The organism is Peribacillus muralis, from assembly GCF_001645685.2.
Taxonomy (GTDB): domain Bacteria; phylum Bacillota; class Bacilli; order Bacillales; family DSM-1321; genus Peribacillus; species Peribacillus muralis_A.
On record NZ_CP017080.1, the window covers coordinates 1,090,583 to 1,106,993 of the forward strand.

The 16,411-nt window shown below is 42.8% G+C and carries 16 protein-coding genes, 1 pseudogene and 2 riboswitches; of the genes and pseudogenes, 7 read left to right on the forward strand and 10 right to left on the reverse strand.

Translation table 11 applies throughout. The features are described from left to right. Positions 1 to 27 precede the first annotated feature (27 nt). Both ABE28_RS05200 and ABE28_RS05205 read left to right on the forward strand, forming a co-directional pair. Positions 28 to 519, forward strand: coding sequence for a hypothetical protein (locus ABE28_RS05200; RefSeq protein ID WP_064466736.1), 492 nt, complete (start codon positions 28 to 30; stop codon positions 517 to 519). 187 nt (positions 520 to 706) lie between these two features. Further along, positions 707 to 904 carry a cold-shock protein gene (locus ABE28_RS05205; RefSeq protein ID WP_028393295.1) on the forward strand — a complete coding sequence of 66 codons (198 nt, stop codon included), beginning with the start codon at positions 707 to 709 and terminating at the stop codon, positions 902 to 904. A gap of 61 nt (positions 905 to 965) precedes the next feature. Here the strand turns inward: ABE28_RS05205 and ABE28_RS24855 are convergent, their stop codons facing one another. The 4 genes from ABE28_RS24855 to ABE28_RS05220 all read right to left on the reverse strand — a co-directional run bounded on the left by ABE28_RS24855 (position 966) and on the right by ABE28_RS05220 (position 5,047). Continuing rightward, positions 966 to 1,133 carry a hypothetical protein gene (locus ABE28_RS24855; RefSeq protein WP_156775686.1) on the reverse strand — a complete coding sequence of 56 codons (168 nt, stop codon included), beginning with the start codon at positions 1,131 to 1,133 and terminating at the stop codon, positions 966 to 968. Between the two features lie 109 nt (positions 1,134 to 1,242). Continuing rightward, positions 1,243 to 1,662 carry a flavodoxin domain-containing protein gene (locus tag ABE28_RS05210; protein WP_083231953.1) on the reverse strand — a complete coding sequence of 140 codons (420 nt, stop codon included), beginning with the start codon at positions 1,660 to 1,662 and terminating at the stop codon, positions 1,243 to 1,245. Continuing rightward, positions 1,652 to 2,704, reverse strand: a complete 1,053-nt coding sequence (locus ABE28_RS05215) for a ribonucleotide-diphosphate reductase subunit beta (protein WP_064466734.1) — start codon at positions 2,702 to 2,704, stop codon at positions 1,652 to 1,654. Before ABE28_RS05215 ends, ABE28_RS05210 begins: the two co-directional genes overlap by 11 nt. 45 nt (positions 2,705 to 2,749) lie before the next feature. Further along, the gene (locus tag ABE28_RS05220; protein WP_083231954.1) at positions 2,750 to 5,047 is read right to left on the reverse strand and encodes a ribonucleoside-diphosphate reductase subunit alpha; all 2,298 of its coding nucleotides are present in this window, start codon (positions 5,045 to 5,047) and stop codon (positions 2,750 to 2,752) included. Positions 5,048 to 5,185: 138 nt separating this feature from the next. Beyond that, a riboswitch (cobalamin riboswitch) is annotated at positions 5,186 to 5,365 on the reverse strand. A gap of 293 nt (positions 5,366 to 5,658) precedes the next feature. Between ABE28_RS05220 and ABE28_RS05225 the strand changes: the two genes are divergently transcribed. Further along, positions 5,659 to 6,588 (forward strand): manganese-dependent inorganic pyrophosphatase, encoded by a 930-nt coding sequence (locus tag ABE28_RS05225; protein ID WP_064466733.1) that lies wholly within the window; start codon positions 5,659 to 5,661, stop codon positions 6,586 to 6,588. 91 nt (positions 6,589 to 6,679) lie between these two features. Here ABE28_RS05225 and ABE28_RS24860 read toward each other — a convergent pair whose 3' ends face one another. The 5 genes and pseudogenes from ABE28_RS24860 to ABE28_RS05250 all read right to left on the reverse strand — a co-directional run bounded on the left by ABE28_RS24860 (position 6,680) and on the right by ABE28_RS05250 (position 10,953). Further along, a complete protein-coding gene (locus tag ABE28_RS24860; protein ID WP_156775687.1) occupies positions 6,680 to 6,826 on the reverse strand; it encodes a hypothetical protein in 147 nt (48 codons plus the stop codon). Between the two features lie 86 nt (positions 6,827 to 6,912). Further along, positions 6,913 to 8,217 (reverse strand): annotated as a pseudogene (locus ABE28_RS05230) (SulP family inorganic anion transporter). Positions 8,218 to 8,620: 403 nt separating this feature from the next. Continuing rightward, a complete protein-coding gene (locus ABE28_RS24865; RefSeq protein ID WP_156775688.1) occupies positions 8,621 to 8,845 on the reverse strand; it encodes a hypothetical protein in 225 nt (74 codons plus the stop codon). Positions 8,846 to 8,927: 82 nt separating this feature from the next. Then, positions 8,928 to 9,018: riboswitch (cyclic di-GMP riboswitch) on the reverse strand. 488 nt (positions 9,019 to 9,506) lie between these two features. Beyond that, a complete protein-coding gene (locus ABE28_RS05245) occupies positions 9,507 to 9,686 on the reverse strand; it encodes a hypothetical protein (protein ID WP_064466730.1) in 180 nt (59 codons plus the stop codon). A gap of 55 nt (positions 9,687 to 9,741) precedes the next feature. Then, the gene (locus ABE28_RS05250) at positions 9,742 to 10,953 is read right to left on the reverse strand and encodes an MFS transporter (RefSeq protein ID WP_064466729.1); all 1,212 of its coding nucleotides are present in this window, start codon (positions 10,951 to 10,953) and stop codon (positions 9,742 to 9,744) included. A gap of 212 nt (positions 10,954 to 11,165) precedes the next feature. On the opposite strand from ABE28_RS05250, the gene ABE28_RS05255 reads away from it, so the two are divergent. Both ABE28_RS05255 and ABE28_RS05260 read left to right on the forward strand, forming a co-directional pair. Next, positions 11,166 to 12,473 (forward strand): CitMHS family transporter, encoded by a 1,308-nt coding sequence (locus ABE28_RS05255; RefSeq protein ID WP_064466728.1) that lies wholly within the window; start codon positions 11,166 to 11,168, stop codon positions 12,471 to 12,473. 168 nt (positions 12,474 to 12,641) lie between these two features. Continuing rightward, the gene (locus tag ABE28_RS05260) at positions 12,642 to 13,274 is read left to right on the forward strand and encodes a superoxide dismutase family protein (RefSeq protein ID WP_064466727.1); all 633 of its coding nucleotides are present in this window, start codon (positions 12,642 to 12,644) and stop codon (positions 13,272 to 13,274) included. Between the two features lie 246 nt (positions 13,275 to 13,520). Here the strand turns inward: ABE28_RS05260 and trhO are convergent, their stop codons facing one another. Then, the gene (gene trhO / locus ABE28_RS05265; RefSeq protein WP_064466726.1) at positions 13,521 to 14,486 is read right to left on the reverse strand and encodes an oxygen-dependent tRNA uridine(34) hydroxylase TrhO; all 966 of its coding nucleotides are present in this window, start codon (positions 14,484 to 14,486) and stop codon (positions 13,521 to 13,523) included. A 138-nt stretch (positions 14,487 to 14,624) separates the two neighbouring features. Here trhO and ABE28_RS05270 point away from each other — a divergent pair, with 138 nt between their 5' ends. After that, entirely contained in the window at positions 14,625 to 15,689 is a 1,065-nt protein-coding gene (locus ABE28_RS05270) for a nitronate monooxygenase (protein ID WP_064466725.1), read from the forward strand. Beyond that, entirely contained in the window at positions 15,661 to 16,116 is a 456-nt protein-coding gene (locus tag ABE28_RS05275; RefSeq protein ID WP_064466724.1) for a GNAT family N-acetyltransferase, read from the forward strand. Before ABE28_RS05270 ends, ABE28_RS05275 begins: the two co-directional genes overlap by 29 nt. The last annotated feature ends 295 nt before the right edge of the window (positions 16,117 to 16,411 follow it).

Below are 16,411 nucleotides of genomic sequence, written 5' to 3' on the forward strand. Positions count from 1 at the left end.
GATGAATTAATGAAATGAGGAAGAAATTTGTTAACATTTGAAGAAAAATTAAGCATTATCGAGACTTTCCCTGAGTTACAGCGAAAAGACGTTTCATTGGGGCGTGTGAACTTCCATTATCCTGAAAGCGTCCAGGAGAAAAAGATTGTCGTTCAGCACTTGCATCCCAACGGAAATGGTTTCGTTTATGCAGGGCATATGAGAAAAAAAGACACAGACCGTAAAGGGTTTATCAATATACGTGACTATGATGAAGCGGCATTAAAGGAATTGATCCAGAAAAGCATGGACTATCTATCTGAACCTGCGGTTGAAATCGAAGAGGAGGATAACGAGTTCGCTAGGCTGGAAGGAACTTGGCTTGGCAGGGAAAAACAAGAGCTTACGCTTATCAGGGAAGATCAACTCTGGAACGTGTACTCCGGTTCGAATTTGGAGGAGTGTTTCGAGAGCCCGATCGAGGCAGAGCGCTACTTGCTTGACGAAGGCTTTCGTCAAAGCAGGAAGCGGGAAATGTAGAAATTTAGGATAATTTGTCGTTTGAATTACTGTTTTTTTAAGGTTTTCCATGATATAATATGGGTAATTATTTTTGTTCGGAATAAGTTTGATAGATGGATTTACCGTTATAGGATTCCTCTTGAAACATTATCCAGAACCAAAAATAGTAATAAAATGGATTTTTCCAAACACAGGAGGAACTATCATGGTACAAGGTAAAGTAAAATGGTTTAACGCAGAAAAAGGTTTCGGTTTCATCGAAGTTGAAGGCCAAGACGATGTATTCGTACATTTCTCAGCTATCCAAGGCGAAGGCTTCAAAACTCTTGAAGAAGGCCAAGAAGTTTCTTTCGAAATCGAGCAAGGCGCTCGTGGACCACAAGCAGCTAACGTTCAAAAATAATTGAACGCATATAAAAAAAGACTCCTTTTTTATGGAGTCTTTTTATTTTTTTCCCTGCCGTTCAATCTTCTTTTTTCCTCGACATTTCCTTTAGTACTTTATCCAGTTTTTCCTCAATTCGTTTTGAACGTTTAAAATGCCCTGATAGGAAAAACGCGATGAATATAACGAATCCGACCAGTACAAGCATAAAAACGATGGGTATTAACTGAGCAACATTAGCAGGCATGATGATCTCCTTTTTCCTTCATTATACATCAAGATTGCCCTAATCGTGGCTGGATTGAGCCGGGCTTAAACAAACGAAAGGGACATGCAAAACGCATATCCCTCATCATTCAGCCTTGGAAAAAGGAAGCAAACTTCTGTAGCCTTGACAAGTCTGAATCCTGATACATTTGTTCTATCTTCAATGTTACCAATAACTGACTCTTGGCAAATAACATGTCCCGAAAATGATCGACGGCTCCACAAAAATGATTGTAGTTCGTTTCGCCAGTCCCGAAGACCCCTGTTTTTAAGGAAGCAATCGGGAGCTGCTCCAGTTCTTCATAAAGGGCTGCCGATTTGGCCGGAAGCTCTCCATTACCCCAAGTATACGTACCGACAATCAATGCATCGTAATCCGGTAATGTACGTAAATCGAATTCACTCATGCGATATATTTCAGCTTCGGGTAATTGAGAAGCAATGGCTTCGGCGAGCGCTTTTGTATTGCCGCCTGCAGAGTGATAAACGATGGCAATCCTATAACTCATCGAACCCATTGCTGGCATTTACTTGACTGTATGTTCTTGATTTTTGTTCGAAGAAATCTGTTTTGGTCAGTCCGATCGATTCATCATCGAAGGTTTTGATCCATGGCATCGGGTTTTCGTCATACTCTTTGTACAGATTTTCAAGTCCTAGCATGCGCAGCCGTTTGTTGGCGATATATTCGATGTACTCATTGAATTCTTCCAAGTCGAGGTCAGCTTTCGTTTGGATGTCCTCAAGCATATATTCCGACCATTCCTTTTCAAGTTCGACGGCTTTTTCGATCGTTGTATAAATGAATTTCTTGTTTTCTTCATTATTCAATTCAGGATATTCATACATCAGAATTTGAATGAGCATTCCAATGAAATCGAAATGGACCATTTCATCACGATGGATGTACGAAATCATCGTAGCCGAACCGGTCATAATATTCTGCCTGCCTAAATTATAATAGAATGCGAAGGCCAAGTAGAAATAAATTCCCTCTAGGTTTGTTGAATGGATCAGTGCCTCGAAAAGATGCTGGGGGCTTGGATCGTCCACGAATGTTTGATAGGCATCCACAATTGGCTGATTACGCTTTATCACTTCCGGATGCTCTTTAATACGGTCGAAAAGCTGTTTTTGCTTGCCTACCGGTATCAAGGAAGCAAGGATATACGAATAAGATTCATTATGGATCGATTCCTGTTGGGCCATATTGGCAAGGATTGCCTTTGCTGCCGGGTCCTTGATGTAGCGCAGAATTTCCACTAAGGTAGGTGTTTGCAGGCTGTCCATCCCAGCAATCATTGTCAGGATATCAAGAAAGGCATCCTGGATATCTTCATCCATTTCTCCCCACTGTTTTTTATCCTGAATCATGTTTACGCTCGAAGGCTTCCAAAAATTATTGATGAGCTGAGTATAGGTATCATAGAATTTTTCATACTGAATATCGTTCCAAAGGAGAAAGCCTGAAGCTTCTCCTTTGAAAACACCGGTCGCTTTAGTTGGATGCGTGGGTTCGAGCATCCTGATTTTTTTTATATGATTGGTCATTCGTGAAAACTCCTTTAAAAATAAATTACTGGTTATGAGCGAACGTTAACTTGAACAGCTTTCGCAAGCATTGTCATATTCGGAAGAAGTGGAACGAACGTAATATGTTGATTTCAAACCGCTTTCCCAAGCCGTTAAATGGATATCCAATAGAACCTTCGCTTTGATCGTATTGTGAACATATAAATTAAAGCTGATCGCTTGGTCAATATGCCTTTGGCGGGCTGCGTTCTGTTTGATGCTTTCCAGCTGGTCCAAATTAAAGCGCGTCTTTTTATAATATTCATACGTATTGGGCGTCAAGCCAGGTGCAGTCACCTTGAATTTGAAGTTTTTCTTTTCTTCATAAAATTCAATTTCATACAAAGGATCGATTCCATCAGTGGAATTGCCGATCTTGGCAGTAGATGAATTAGGTGCAATGGCCATTAAGTATCCATTACGAGTCCCATGCTGCTGCACGTTCTCTTTTAAATCAAGCCATTTTTGATCGGTATAGTCACGGAGCTCGAAGTAATCCCCTGTATGCCAGTCCGAACCTTCAAAATAAGGGTATGATCCTTTTTCCTTCGCCAATTCGTTTGATGCCTTGATCGTCAAGTAAGCGATTTTTTCGTACAAAGAATCTGCATAGTGAACGGCCTCATCGGATTCCCAATAAATATTTTCTGTGGCAAGTAAATGGTGCCATCCAAAAGTCCCTAAGCCGATTGCCCGATACCGTTTGTTCGAAATCGATGCCTGCTTGACCGGCAGATTATTCACATCAATGACATTATCGAGCATCCTGATTTGAATGGGGATCAATCTTTCCAAAACATCGCTGCCGACTGCACGGGGCAAGTTAATCGATGATAGGTTGCAGACAACGAAATCACCGCTTTTACGAACGACGACGACATCCCCATCTTCTGTTTCGTATTCATCCGTGATTGTCGAAGGACTAAGGTTTTGAGCGATCTCGGTGCAGAGGTTGGAGCAATAAATCATCCCTTTATGCTTATTCGGATTCTTCCGGTTTACTTCATCACGGTAGAACATATATGGAACGCCTTCTTCTAATTGAGAAATCATGATGCTTTTCATGATGTCCATCGCATTGATCTTTTCAAAGCCATAGCTTGGCAGCATACCATTTTGAGCGGCTTCGACGGCAAGTGCATAATGATTCCTGAAGCTTCCTTCGCCTTTTTTCTCGTCATATAGATCTTCAAGTGAGAATCCAAGGGTCTGCTTGACGGTATGCGGGTCAAAAAGGTACCATTCTTTTCTGTCGCGGACAGCCTCCATGAACAAGTCGGGAATGCATACACCCGTAAAAATATCATGTGCCTTTAATCTGTCATCCCCGTTCTGTGTTTTTAAATCAAGGAAGCTCATGATATCCTTATGCCAGGCATCCAAGTATATCGCTATCGCCCCTTTACGCTGACCTAATTGATCGACACTGACGGCAGTCTGGTTGAATAGCCGGATCCAGGGAGTCGTACCTGAACTATTGCCGGAGAAGCCGCGGATATCGGAACCAAGCGAGCGAATCTTCCCGACATAAAGGCCCACACCACCGCCGAATTTGGAAACCTTGGCGGCATCGTAGTTAGCTAGATAGATGCCGTCGATTGAATCTTCAATGGCGTCGATGAAGCATGAGCTCAATTGTCCATGCGCTTTACCAGCGTTCGAAAGTGTTGGGGTGGCAACGGTCATATAAAGATTGGACATGGCCCAATAAGCTTCTTTTATAAGTTGCAGGCGATGTTCCGTTTTTTCCAAACGCATGATTTCCATCGCGATGATCATGAAGCGTTCTTGGGGCAGTTCGTATACTTTGTCTTTTTTAGGTCGAGCCAGGTAGCGATCGTTTAGTAAGTAGATGCCTATGTAGGAAAATAGTTTATCTTTTTCAGGGTCGATCACTGAACCCAATTCTTCGATTTCTGCTTTAGTATAAGAAGAAAGCAGCTCTGATTTATAAATTGGATAGCGTTGTCCATCTTGCAGTTGTGAAAGTTCCTGTATAAGGTCATAAAATGGACCATAACTCATGCCTTCATACCCTCGATTGGCCTGTGCATCCCTATACATCGTATTCAATAGCTCTGTAGCTGCGACGAACGTCCAATCCGGGGCATCGATATCCACGCTCTCAAGAGCAAGCTGAATCAGTTTTTTTGAAGCCTGTTCATCGGTTGAATCACTTTTGCGATCAAGCCATTTCGTAAAACGCTTTTTGAATTTCTCCATATCGAGACGGTCTTCAAATTCCTTCGATAGCATCTCCAGCTGAAGGGAATTCGTTTCAGTATCATTTTCGCTTATGGTAGAGTTATATGTTTGAGTCATTAATAATCCTCCTTGTAAACATCAGGTAATAAAAAAAACCGCCCAACGAGTTGAGCGGATCAAACGACAGCATAAAAGAGCCATGAATGAAATAGCCCTTATACTATCGTTTCATCATCTCAATCCCCGAAGAATAAGAAACGTGAAAAATTCAAGGCAGGTCTCCTGACTCATGATCACCCTACTTCGAGACCTTCCCGTATAGAGAGCTATACAGTGGTTCCTCGTTTCGTCACATTCACAGTTGCGGGGACAGTTCCGGGATTACACCGGATTCCCTTTTCAGCCATCACTGGCACCTTGGATTATAAAAAATTCTATATATAGTTATCAGTATTGTTTTAGTAATCAATATCTAGTATTTCTGCTTATATTATCGTAAGCCATCTGCGGTGATAATTCAACTAATATATTTAAGAAAAACGAACCCTTATCTATTGACAAAATGAAGGTTCAGGAAAGAGGAATGAAAGATTTTCTTGGGGAAGTGGCAATTCAAGCACTGAAATTAACGGGTTTTATGTTAAAATAAATTGTAGAGTAAAGGTGGCTTCCCCTTGATGCGATAAGGGGATTCACGGAAAAATATTTATGAAAAAGGGGATTAGATCTTGGAAAAAGTATTAGTTTTTGGACATAAAAACCCGGATACAGACACGATTTGTTCAGCAATCGCTTATGCAGATCTGAAAAAACAGCTAGGAATCAATGCTGAACCAGTTCGTCTGGGTGAAGTGAATGGAGAAACCCAATATGCACTGGACCAATTCAGCTTCGAAGCTCCTCGTCTTGTCGAAAAAGTGGCAGGGGAGGCGGACGCCGTGATCCTTGTGGATCACAATGAACGCCAGCAAAGTGCTGAGGATATTGATCAAGTCCGCGTGCTGGAGGTTATCGATCATCACCGCATCGCTAACTTTGAAACAAGCGACCCTCTATATTACCGTGCAGAACCGGTTGGTTGTACGGCAACCATTTTAAATAAAATCTATAAAGAAAACGGAATAGAAGTCCCTAAAGCAATCGCAGGTCTGTTGCTGTCTGCCATCATTTCCGATTCTTTATTGTTCAAGTCCCCGACCTGTACTGAGCAGGACGTGGCAGCGGCAATGGAGCTGGCAGCTATTGCAGGAGTCAACGCTGAAACTTATGGATTGGAAATGCTGAAGGCAGGAGCTGACTTAAGCGACAAGACGATTGCCCAGCTAATCACTCTGGATGCAAAAGAATTCAGCATGGGAATGGCAAAAGTGGAGATAGCCCAGGTAAATGCAGTAGATCCGAATGAAGTCCTTGCCAAGCAAGCTGAGTTGGAATCGGCAATTGAAGCGGTCATTGGAGTGAAGGAACTGGATTTATTCCTTTTCGTCGTTACGGATATCTTGACAAATGATTCCGTAGCCCTGGCTCTTGGACGAGCAGCGAATGCCGTCGAAAAAGCTTATAACGTTTCTTTAAATAATAACATCGCCGTCCTGGAGGGCGTTGTCTCGCGCAAAAAACAAATCGTGCCGGTATTAACGGATATATTCAGTAAATAAGTAAGTGAAAAAAAGGGTGTTTTTTGCACCCTTTTCCCAAACGCAAAAAAAGACGCAAACATTACGGATGATAATGTTTGCGTCTTTTTGTTCAATTTAAGGCATCCTTCTCTTTTTCATAGGCGATGACAATCAGTTCTTTATTCGCTTCCTCGCCAAGTTTGCTTTCGAAGCTTTTCAATTCATCCAATAAATTTGGAGAAAGGTTGGCGGCCGTATAATCCTGCTCGGATGTCATGTTTTTCGCTCCCTTCCATATCGACATATTTCCTGTTAGTTATTCTGTCGGTTTGGAAGATTTCTATTCAGCGGAAATAACCTTCTTCAGGATATTTTACTTTTAGAAGTGGCAAGCTTATCAAGCAATAAGGAGCTTTCCAGATCGAGGCCCTGTACATGGACGGCTATGCCTTGATGATGGTATTTAAGGACAACCTTATCGACAGCTTCGACTGCAGATGTATCCCATATTTTTGAGCGGGAAAAATCAATGATGATCGTCTCTGCTTCATCATTAACATCGAATTTGGAAACAAAGTCTTGCACCGAAGCGAAAAAGATTTGTCCTCGGATTTCATAAATCATTTTCTTATTCGTAATGTCCGCCTTTTTTTCGACCGTCACCTTGGATATTTCGGCACAGAAGAAAATCATGCGTATAAAGGACGATGATGACAGTCACGATCATCACGGCTGCATCCGTCTTTGGAGCTATCTTGAGCCTCTTATCATGACAGCGACAAGCGCAGCCATGGGTATTTTTATAAGGATGTCATTCAATGCGACAATCAATACCATAAGGAAAGCGCCGGCCACAAATGTGGAAAGTCTGCCTCTGCCCCCTGACTTGATGTTGATTCCGGATTGTCCGATCATTGCGCATCCAGCCATTCCCCCAAAACATCCGGCAATGATATTGCCTAGGCCCTGTCCTTTTGCCTCCCGATTTTTATTGCTTGGTGTGTCAGTCAGCTCATCGACTATTTGGGCCGTCAATAAAGATTCAAGCAGCCCTACAAATGCAAGCGCTATTGAATAGGGCAATATGATAGCCAGCGTTTCAAAGGCCAAAGGGATGTCTGGGAGCATGAATATCGGGAGTGCTTCGGTCAATTGCCCCATATCCCCAACTGTACGGACCGTCGCCCCTGTTGAAATGGCGGCGATCGTTATCAAAATGATGGCAACGAGAGGGGAAGGGATGGCCTTCGTAATCCGTGGGAAAAGATAAATGATCGCTAATGAAACGGCGGTCATGACATACATGACCCAAGATTCACCCGCAAAATGGGTAAGCTGTGCTGTGAATATCAAGAGTGCTAATGAATTCACAAAACCAGTCATTATCGTTGCCGCAATTAAATAGTTAAGGCCGTGATCTTTAACAAGGTCGACCATGACAAGTGCCATTGCTCCTGTGGCAGCCGATATCATTCCTGGTCTTCCGCCGACAAAAGAGATGACGATGGCAATGCAGAATGAGGCGTATACACCAACCATTGGGTCAACACCAGCAATGATCGAAAACGCAATGGCCTCCGGAATCATTGCAAAGGCAACGACAATACCTGAAAGAACATCTCCGCGGACGTTGCCGAACCATTCCTGTCTGTATGCAGATATATTCAATGAAACGCTCCTTTTGCTTTATAAATGGTGTTTACTTTTTCGCGCACTAAATTATAGCATGAGTATATATTTCCAACTATTGGTTTATTAATCCGGGGCGAACGGAAGCCAGTGGCTCAAGAAGGTCATTATCAAAGGGCTGTCAGGGGCACCTCTAATGGAAAGTGCAAAAAAACGATGAACTTTAATGGAAGGAGTTTGGATGAATGACGCACTTTCATCAACCTTTGGTCTGTATTCAAGCAGGGTGGTGGATGAAAACGGGAGTTGCCATTATGGAAGGGAGTGAAAGGAAACATAATTAGAGGAAAGGCTCATGATTGGTTAAGGGTTGCAGAAACGGGTGAAGCTGATGAACGTAAGGGGGACCATTTTTGTTGGTTTTACCTATATGTTTCCCATCTTACCTAGGGTTAGGCGGGCGGGAGACGGAGTAATTCCCATGAATGATGCTGGATTTACATACGGGGCATGTCACTTCCTTATAATGCTTGAACGTGATCTTGCGAAGGTCGCTTCTGGTCAGGATGGCAAATACATGATATCTTGCGCCGCATGCACACGTATTTTTATCTTTAACGATGTGCCGCTCATTTGTATTAACTGAATAAATGGTTGGAAAAAACATATATAACCCCTCTTTTTTCTAATTTTAGGCAAATTAAAAAGAGACAAGAAATAAATAATTAAGCGATTTAATCAAGATAAATCTTGGCGGCCCGGCTGCCATGACAACCAAGTCGTTGTTTTAGGCCCGTGGCTTTGCGTCTTTTATTTTCATAAAATTTGCCCTTATATAATCTTAACATAAAATGACAAGCGATTATTAGATCATGAACAAATACTTTGATCTGTGACTATCTTATCGTTCCAATTTGAATTTATCTTTACATGGAGTGCAGGTTATTTCCGTCATAGGCTTGAAAATGACTTGTTTCAAATCTTTTTTCTCGAATATCCGTCGGTAATTATGAATGATGCCACATTCGCAATAACGTTGATTTTTGATGATGTGCACTTTTGAATAAAATGTGAAAGTCGGGTACATGATTAGCTCCTTGTGTATGGGTATAATATACTAGGTATATTATACTACTTGAACACAGTGCTAGGTAACTGATTTTTATAGTGAAGTTGAAATAAACGATAGGGGATATAGGATTTTTTAATTACATGGTTTCGCAGAAAATTCGCCACCCCACTATGCAGGAGAACGAAGCTGGAATGAAAGAAAGAACGAGCATCCAATTTGCGGGTAAAACTGCTAAACTCACGGGAAGCGCCCGGACTTAAAGAAAACTTCTCCACTTCTGCCCATGACTATCGTTTAAGGTTGCTTTAGATACTGTATTAGTCGTGATATGCCAAGAAAGACTGATATCTACCCTTTTATCGGAAGTATTGGAACCTAAAGAAGATGCTGCCTGCAATATACAGGCAGCATCTTCTTTAGGTTGACTAGCTGCCATCTAAAGTGTCCCTTATAGAGGGATACTTCAGATAACAGGATTCTAATAGTGAGTATTAATGGGAACGTGCCAATTCCGGATTGCGGTGCATCGCTAAATAAAGGACCAGTCCGGCGATGAGGAGCAAGGTGCTGGTCGTGATGAAAACAGCGGAGAATCCATAGAATCCAGCGACCATTCCGCCCATTGCTGGCCCGATGATATTGCCTAAAAAACGAAGACTTGTATTGTAGCCCAAGACTTCCCCCTGCATTGCGACGGGCGCTTCCTGACGAATATAGGCAATCCTTACTGGGATGATGCCGCCTATGGCCATGCCTAGTAAGAATCGGACAAAAACTAACTGCCAAAACTGATTGATGAAGGCTCCAGGCAAGTAAACGAGTGCTGTCAGGAAGAGAAGCAGTACAAGTATCTTCACATGTCCGTGCCGATCGCCAATTTTGCCCCAGTGACGCGCCATCAGTAGATTCCCCAGTCCTGCTGCGGAAAAGGCGATACCTGAATAAAACCCAAGATTGGAAGTGCCGTGCAGTTCCCCGACGTATAAGGAAAGTATGGGCTGGATGCTGAAGTGGGCAACTTGGACTAGTGTTGAAATGAGCATGATATTGACAAGGATGGGGTTGCGCAGGATATGAGAGAGAACTTCCCTGCTAGTGTAGCTTGATTTCGTTCCCGACTGCCGTTTCATTTGGTATTCCTTCGTTGCAATGACGAGGAGACCAGAAATGAAAATGGTGATCGAGGTGAATTTGAAAGCGGTAGAATAGCCGACTGTGTCGGCAAGGATGCCGCCAAGCAATGGTCCGAAAAGCGAACCGGTTATATTTCCCGTTTGCAGCGTTCCAAGAACGCGCCCAGCAATTTCTTTCGGTGTTTGGGTCGAAATGAAGGCCTGTGACATCGATATGAAGCCAGTGAATATCCCCGTGAACATCCTTAAGATGAATAGCTGCCAAACATTTTCAACGTATCCCATCAAGAAAATGGACAGCCCCATTCCGAAGGCACAAGCAATCAAGATTTTCTTTCTGCCATAGCGATCGCCAATTCGGCCCCAAACAGGAGAAAATAAAAATGCAGTCACAAAAGTGATTCCGAATGTCCATCCAGACCAATGCTGAATGTATTGTGTCGAATAATTTCCGAATGTACCGATGTATAAAGAGATGAATGGAAGGACCATCGTCATGCTTCCGCCAATGAAAAAGTTGGCGAACCACATGATGGTTAGGTTTCGTTTAGCTATTTGATGTTGTTTCATTTACAATCAACACTTCTTTCCTCCGAAAAATACTTCGGGTTCCTAAATAATAGTATACAGAATTTAACTAATTTATTAAATGATTTTGCTTTTTGTACATAAAAACAGGTTTTTTAATGTAAGTACAGATGATATAATTTGAAAATATTTATTTTTCAGAAAAATTAGATAAGTGTGTGGGGGAGTTTTTTCTAAAGGAAGGGGTTTTTAACTTGTTAACTGTTTTGGGATTTTGCATGATTTTGACGTTCCTTGTCCTTGTCATCACAAAGCGTCTGTCCGTAGTCGTCGCTTTTATCTTCACGGCAATCGCTTTTGGTGTGATTGGCGGCTTTGCCTCCGAGATGGGAGATATGATGTTGGCAGGGATATTGAAGGTGACACCAACAGCGGTGATGATCGTTTTTGCTATATTATATTTTGGTTTGATGATTGACGTTGGATTATTTGAGCCGATGATCGGTAAAATCTTGAGTTTTGTAAAAGGAGATCCGCTAAAGGTCGTTATGGCAACAGCCATCATTACGATATTGGTGGGGTTGGATGGAGACGGGTCCTCCACATTCATGATCACTGTGTCGGCGATGCTGCCGCTTTATATGAAACTAGGGATGAATAGACTCGTATTGGCCTGTGTCGTCGGCCTAGGAGCGGGTGTCATGAATATGATCCCTTGGGGTGGCCCCTTGGTCAGAGCGGCAGCCAGCCTCCAGGTTGAAGTGTCGGATTTATTCATACCGCTCATTCCAGTCATGATTTGCGGACTATTATGGACGCTTTTTTCAGCATATATCTTAGGTAAGAAGGAAAGGGAGAGGCTGGGAGTCCGTACGTTGGGGACGGACATGGCACAAGGAATGAGTGAGCATGCTGCATCCGTTGAAACCAGTAATGGAGGACAAGCGAAGTTGTTTTGGTTTAACTGGCTCTTGACGATATTACTGATGGTGTTTTTGGTGATGGAAGTGCTTCCAATTCAAATCTTATTTGCCTCGGCGTTTGCAATTGCCTTATTTGTTAACTTCCCGAATCCGAAAGAGCAGCAGGAAAGGATATTAAGTCATGCCAATAGTTTCGTGATGATATGTACACTCATTTTTGCAGCAGGAATCTTTACGGGAGTATTATCGGAAACAAAAATGATGGACTCGATGGCATCTAGCATCGTAACGGTCATTCCGGATTGGGTAGGGGCACATATGCCGCTTGTTGTGGCGCTTACAAGTTTGCCGATGGGGTTCATTTTTTCACCAGATGCCTATTATTTTGGCATACTGCCCATCATCAGTGAAACGGCATCGAATTTTGGCATTGCCCCAGTGGAAATAGGAAGGGCGGCTTTGCTGGGCCATTCGACCACGGGTTTTCCATTATCCCCATTGGTCCCTGCAACCTTCATATTGATCGGCCTTGTTGGGGTGGATTTTTCCGATCACCAAAAATTCCTGTTTAAATGGGCGTTTGGGACAACCATCATCATGACGATCGCAGCCATAACCTTTGGTGTCATCCCTTTGTGATATATGAGTACATTAAACTATGATGACAAAGTCTTGACTGAGAATTTAGTAAGGCATTGACTCTCATCCGTGTAATCTATTTTACCATTTAACTCTCCTTCGGTTTATACTTCGATAATAGTGGAAAGAAATAGGAGGAGATAGATAACGGAAAGAGAGGGACAGGTCATGAACTATAAACAAAAGCTAATGTTGCCTATGTGTGCTGCCTTTTTACTTTATGGCTGCAATGCAACGAATGATTCCAATCATGGCGATAAAAATGTCGAGGACATGAATACGGCAGGTCAAGGAACCGAGACGGACGTGGATCCACAGGTGAAGGCGGAAGTTAAGGACGTGGAGGGGAAAACGCTCGGCATCGTAAACTTTACCGCAGAAGAGAATGCAGTATTGATCCAGACAGCTTTGGAAGGGCTTGAACCCGGCTATCACGGCTTTCATATTCATGAAAATGCGATCTGTGAGCCCGAGGCGAAAGAAGGTCCATTCACTACAGCTGGAGGGCATTTCAATCCAACCGATGAAACGCACTCGCATCATGCAGGTGATATGCCGCCTTTATATGTAAAAGAGGATGGCACCGCAAAATATACGGCAACGTTGGATAGCATGACGATCGACCAACTGAAAAAGGAAGAACTGGCAGTCATCGTTCATGCAAACCCAGACAATTTTGCCAACATTCCAGACCGCTATGAAGCTGATGGACAAAAAGGTCCTGATGAAGATACGTTGAAAACCGGGGATGCTGGCGATAGGCAAGCTTGCGGAATTATTGTGGGTGCAGAAGAGAAATAACGATATTTGAAGCAAGATGAGACAAAAGGCTTCGGAATGTTTTCATTCTGAAGCCTTTTTAATTTTTCTTTTCCTTGTAAAAAAGGTTTTTCTTATTTTGATATAGAAGTAAGAGAGGAAGTGAAGGTGAGTATTTGAATCAAAATGGTATTGACTATAAGGAAGTTAAATTCACGAGTTGATGCATCGAATTGATTGAAAAAAACCCGAATCGAGACGGATGTCCACTGATTCGGGTTTGCTTATTCATTTGGTAAGAAGTCCGTCTTCAATTCGTTGTAATCTCTCAGCGACTTCTTCCTCAGAAAGGTCATGCTCGACTATATAGCGGTTACGCGGGTGTACCCTGCATTCGTGAGAACAGCTGCGCATATGTTTGTGCTCATTCTCTTCACTGCAAAGGATTTTCTTGTTGCATTCAGGATTGGCACAATTGACATATCGCTCACACGGTTCGCCGGAATAAATATCACGTCCGACAATGACATGTTCCTTTTGATTGATGGGAACGGCGATCCTTTCATCGAATACGTACATTTGACCATCCCAAAGATCACCTTGAACTTCAGGGTCCTTGCCGTATGTCGCGATGCCGCCATGCAGCTGGCCGACATCCTCAAAGCCTTCTTCGACAAGCCAGCCGGAGAATTTTTCACAGCGGATGCCGCCTGTACAATACGTTAGGATTTTTTTACCCTCGAACATTTGTTTATTTTCGCGGACCCAATCCGGAAGTTCACGGAAATTCGTGATATCTGGCTTGATAGCTCCCCTGAAATGTCCTAAATCAAATTCATAGTCATTTCTGGCATCAAGCACAATCGTATCTTCGGCTTGCATTTGCTCGAAAAATTCCTTCGGGCTCAAGTATCTGCCCGTCGTCTGGTTCGGGTTGATGTCATCTTCCAAGCGAAGCGTGACGAGCTCATTCCGTGGACGAACATGCATTTTTTTGAATGCGTGACCATCAGCTTCGTCTATTTTAAACACGATATCGGCAAAGCGGGGATCGCTTTTCATCATGTCCACATATTGGTTGGTTTGTTCAACCGTACCTGAAACAGTACCGTTGATCCCTTCCGATGCCACCAAGATCCGGCCTTTTAATTCAAGGGCTTTACAGGCCGCAAGATGCTCGACTGCGAATTCTTCGTGATTCTCGATAGGCACATACAAATAATAAAGTAATACTCTATATGGTTTTGTTTCCATTTTTTTACCACCTATGTTTTATATTTGCAAGATATAAAGGGTGATCATTTAGACACTTTTCTCTTACAGACAATCATTATACCAAGAAAACGTAAAATTGATAAGGGCATGAACAAAAATCAAAAGGAGTTGTGTGGAATGTTCAAAGATTTATTGAGGTATCCCATCATTCAAGCACCAATGGCAGGCGGGGCATCCAATCCAAAGCTTGCGGCTGCAGTGTCCAATGCGGGAGGGGTGGGATTTCTTGCAGCTGGCTATAAGACTGCAAGAGAAATGAAAGATGAGATAGAGCAGACCCGTCGTTTGACGGAGTTCCCTTTTGGTGTCAATGTATTCGTGCCGGGTAACGAAGTGATTGATGAAAACTCAGTATTGGCTTATCGTGAGAAAATTGAACAGGCCGCCGAGAGTGTGGGCGCCTCGGTTGGTAACGCAGTTGCTGATGATGATGATTGGGATAATAAATTGACTGTATTGAAAGCGTCCAAGGTTGATTTCGTGAGTTTTACATTTGGCTGTCCTGAATCCAGAATAATAAGGGACCTTCAAAGCGCAGGATCGCTCATTATCGTGTCCGTAACGAACCTTCAGGAAGCGAAAAGGGCGGCAGGTGCTGGTGCCGATGTTTTATGTGTGCAAGGGATTGAGGCAGGAGGGCATCGAGCCAGCTTTGAAAACAGTACAGAGGATGATTATGGTCTATTAGTATTGATAAGGATGATTGAAAAAGACCTGAACGTACCGATCATTGCCGCAGGTGGATTGATGCATGGTAAGGATATCGCTGCTGTGCTCGCTGCAGGGGCGATGGCGGCACAATTGGGGACGGCATTCCTTCGCTGTCCAGAGAGCGGTGCAAGTCCCATACATAAGGCAGCGCTCAGCAATCCTCGTTTTAGCCACACTGCAGTTACCCGGGCTTTTAGCGGTCGAAGGGCACGCGGGTTGGTGAACCACTTTATAACGGAATATGATCATGCTGCACCAGCCGCTTACCCACATATCCATCACATGACTAAGCAATTACGAAAAGTGGCAGCGCAAAAAGGCAATCCTGAATATATGGCTTTGTGGGCAGGACAAGGGTATAAACTTAGCAAGGAAATACCGGCTTCTGAATTGGTGGAGCTTCTTGTGGAAGAACTTAAATCAGTAAGGGGGGTGTATGGAGATGGAGATAAGAAGGTTATTCATGAATGAATCACCACCGTTGCATCTGTTGCTGTTGGCAGATCCATCAAGGGAATTGGTAGAGGACTATTTGAAAAAAGGAATATGCTTCGTTGGTGAGCGAAATAACCAAATCCTCGGCGTGTATGTTTTGCTGCAAGTAGGACCGGAATCAATGGAGATAAAAAACATCGCAGTGGATGAAAATCATCATGGAAGAGGAATCGGTAGACAATTGATTGGACATGCCATCAGCTATGCAAAGGAACAAGGGTATAAAACGGTGGAAATCGGTACGGGGAATTCAAGTATTGGACAGCTTGCCCTTTATCAAAAATGCGGATTCAGGATAATTGCCGTTGATCGCGATTTTTTTACTAAACATTATGACGAAGAATTGTATGAAAATGGAATTCAGTGCCAGGATATGGTTCGCTTGTCTCGAAGCATTCGGTGAATGTGATTTGAAATGAATTATCAAAATCCAACGGTCAGTGAGGGAAATAAGGTTATACCTTTCGCCAAGCTTAGAATACACATGGAGGGGAATACTGAAATTTCTTGGAGTGATGAGATTTTGTTGGGAATATGACTTATTTTGGGCGAATTCATAAATGAATTCGCCTTTGTCAATTTATTGGACGGACATGTTTAAGGGGTAATATTAATTGCTTGAATTAGAGCTTGGTTTTTAAAGCTAAATAATGGAAGAAGTAATGGTTCCTTAATCATGTAAGCAGATGGTTAATAAG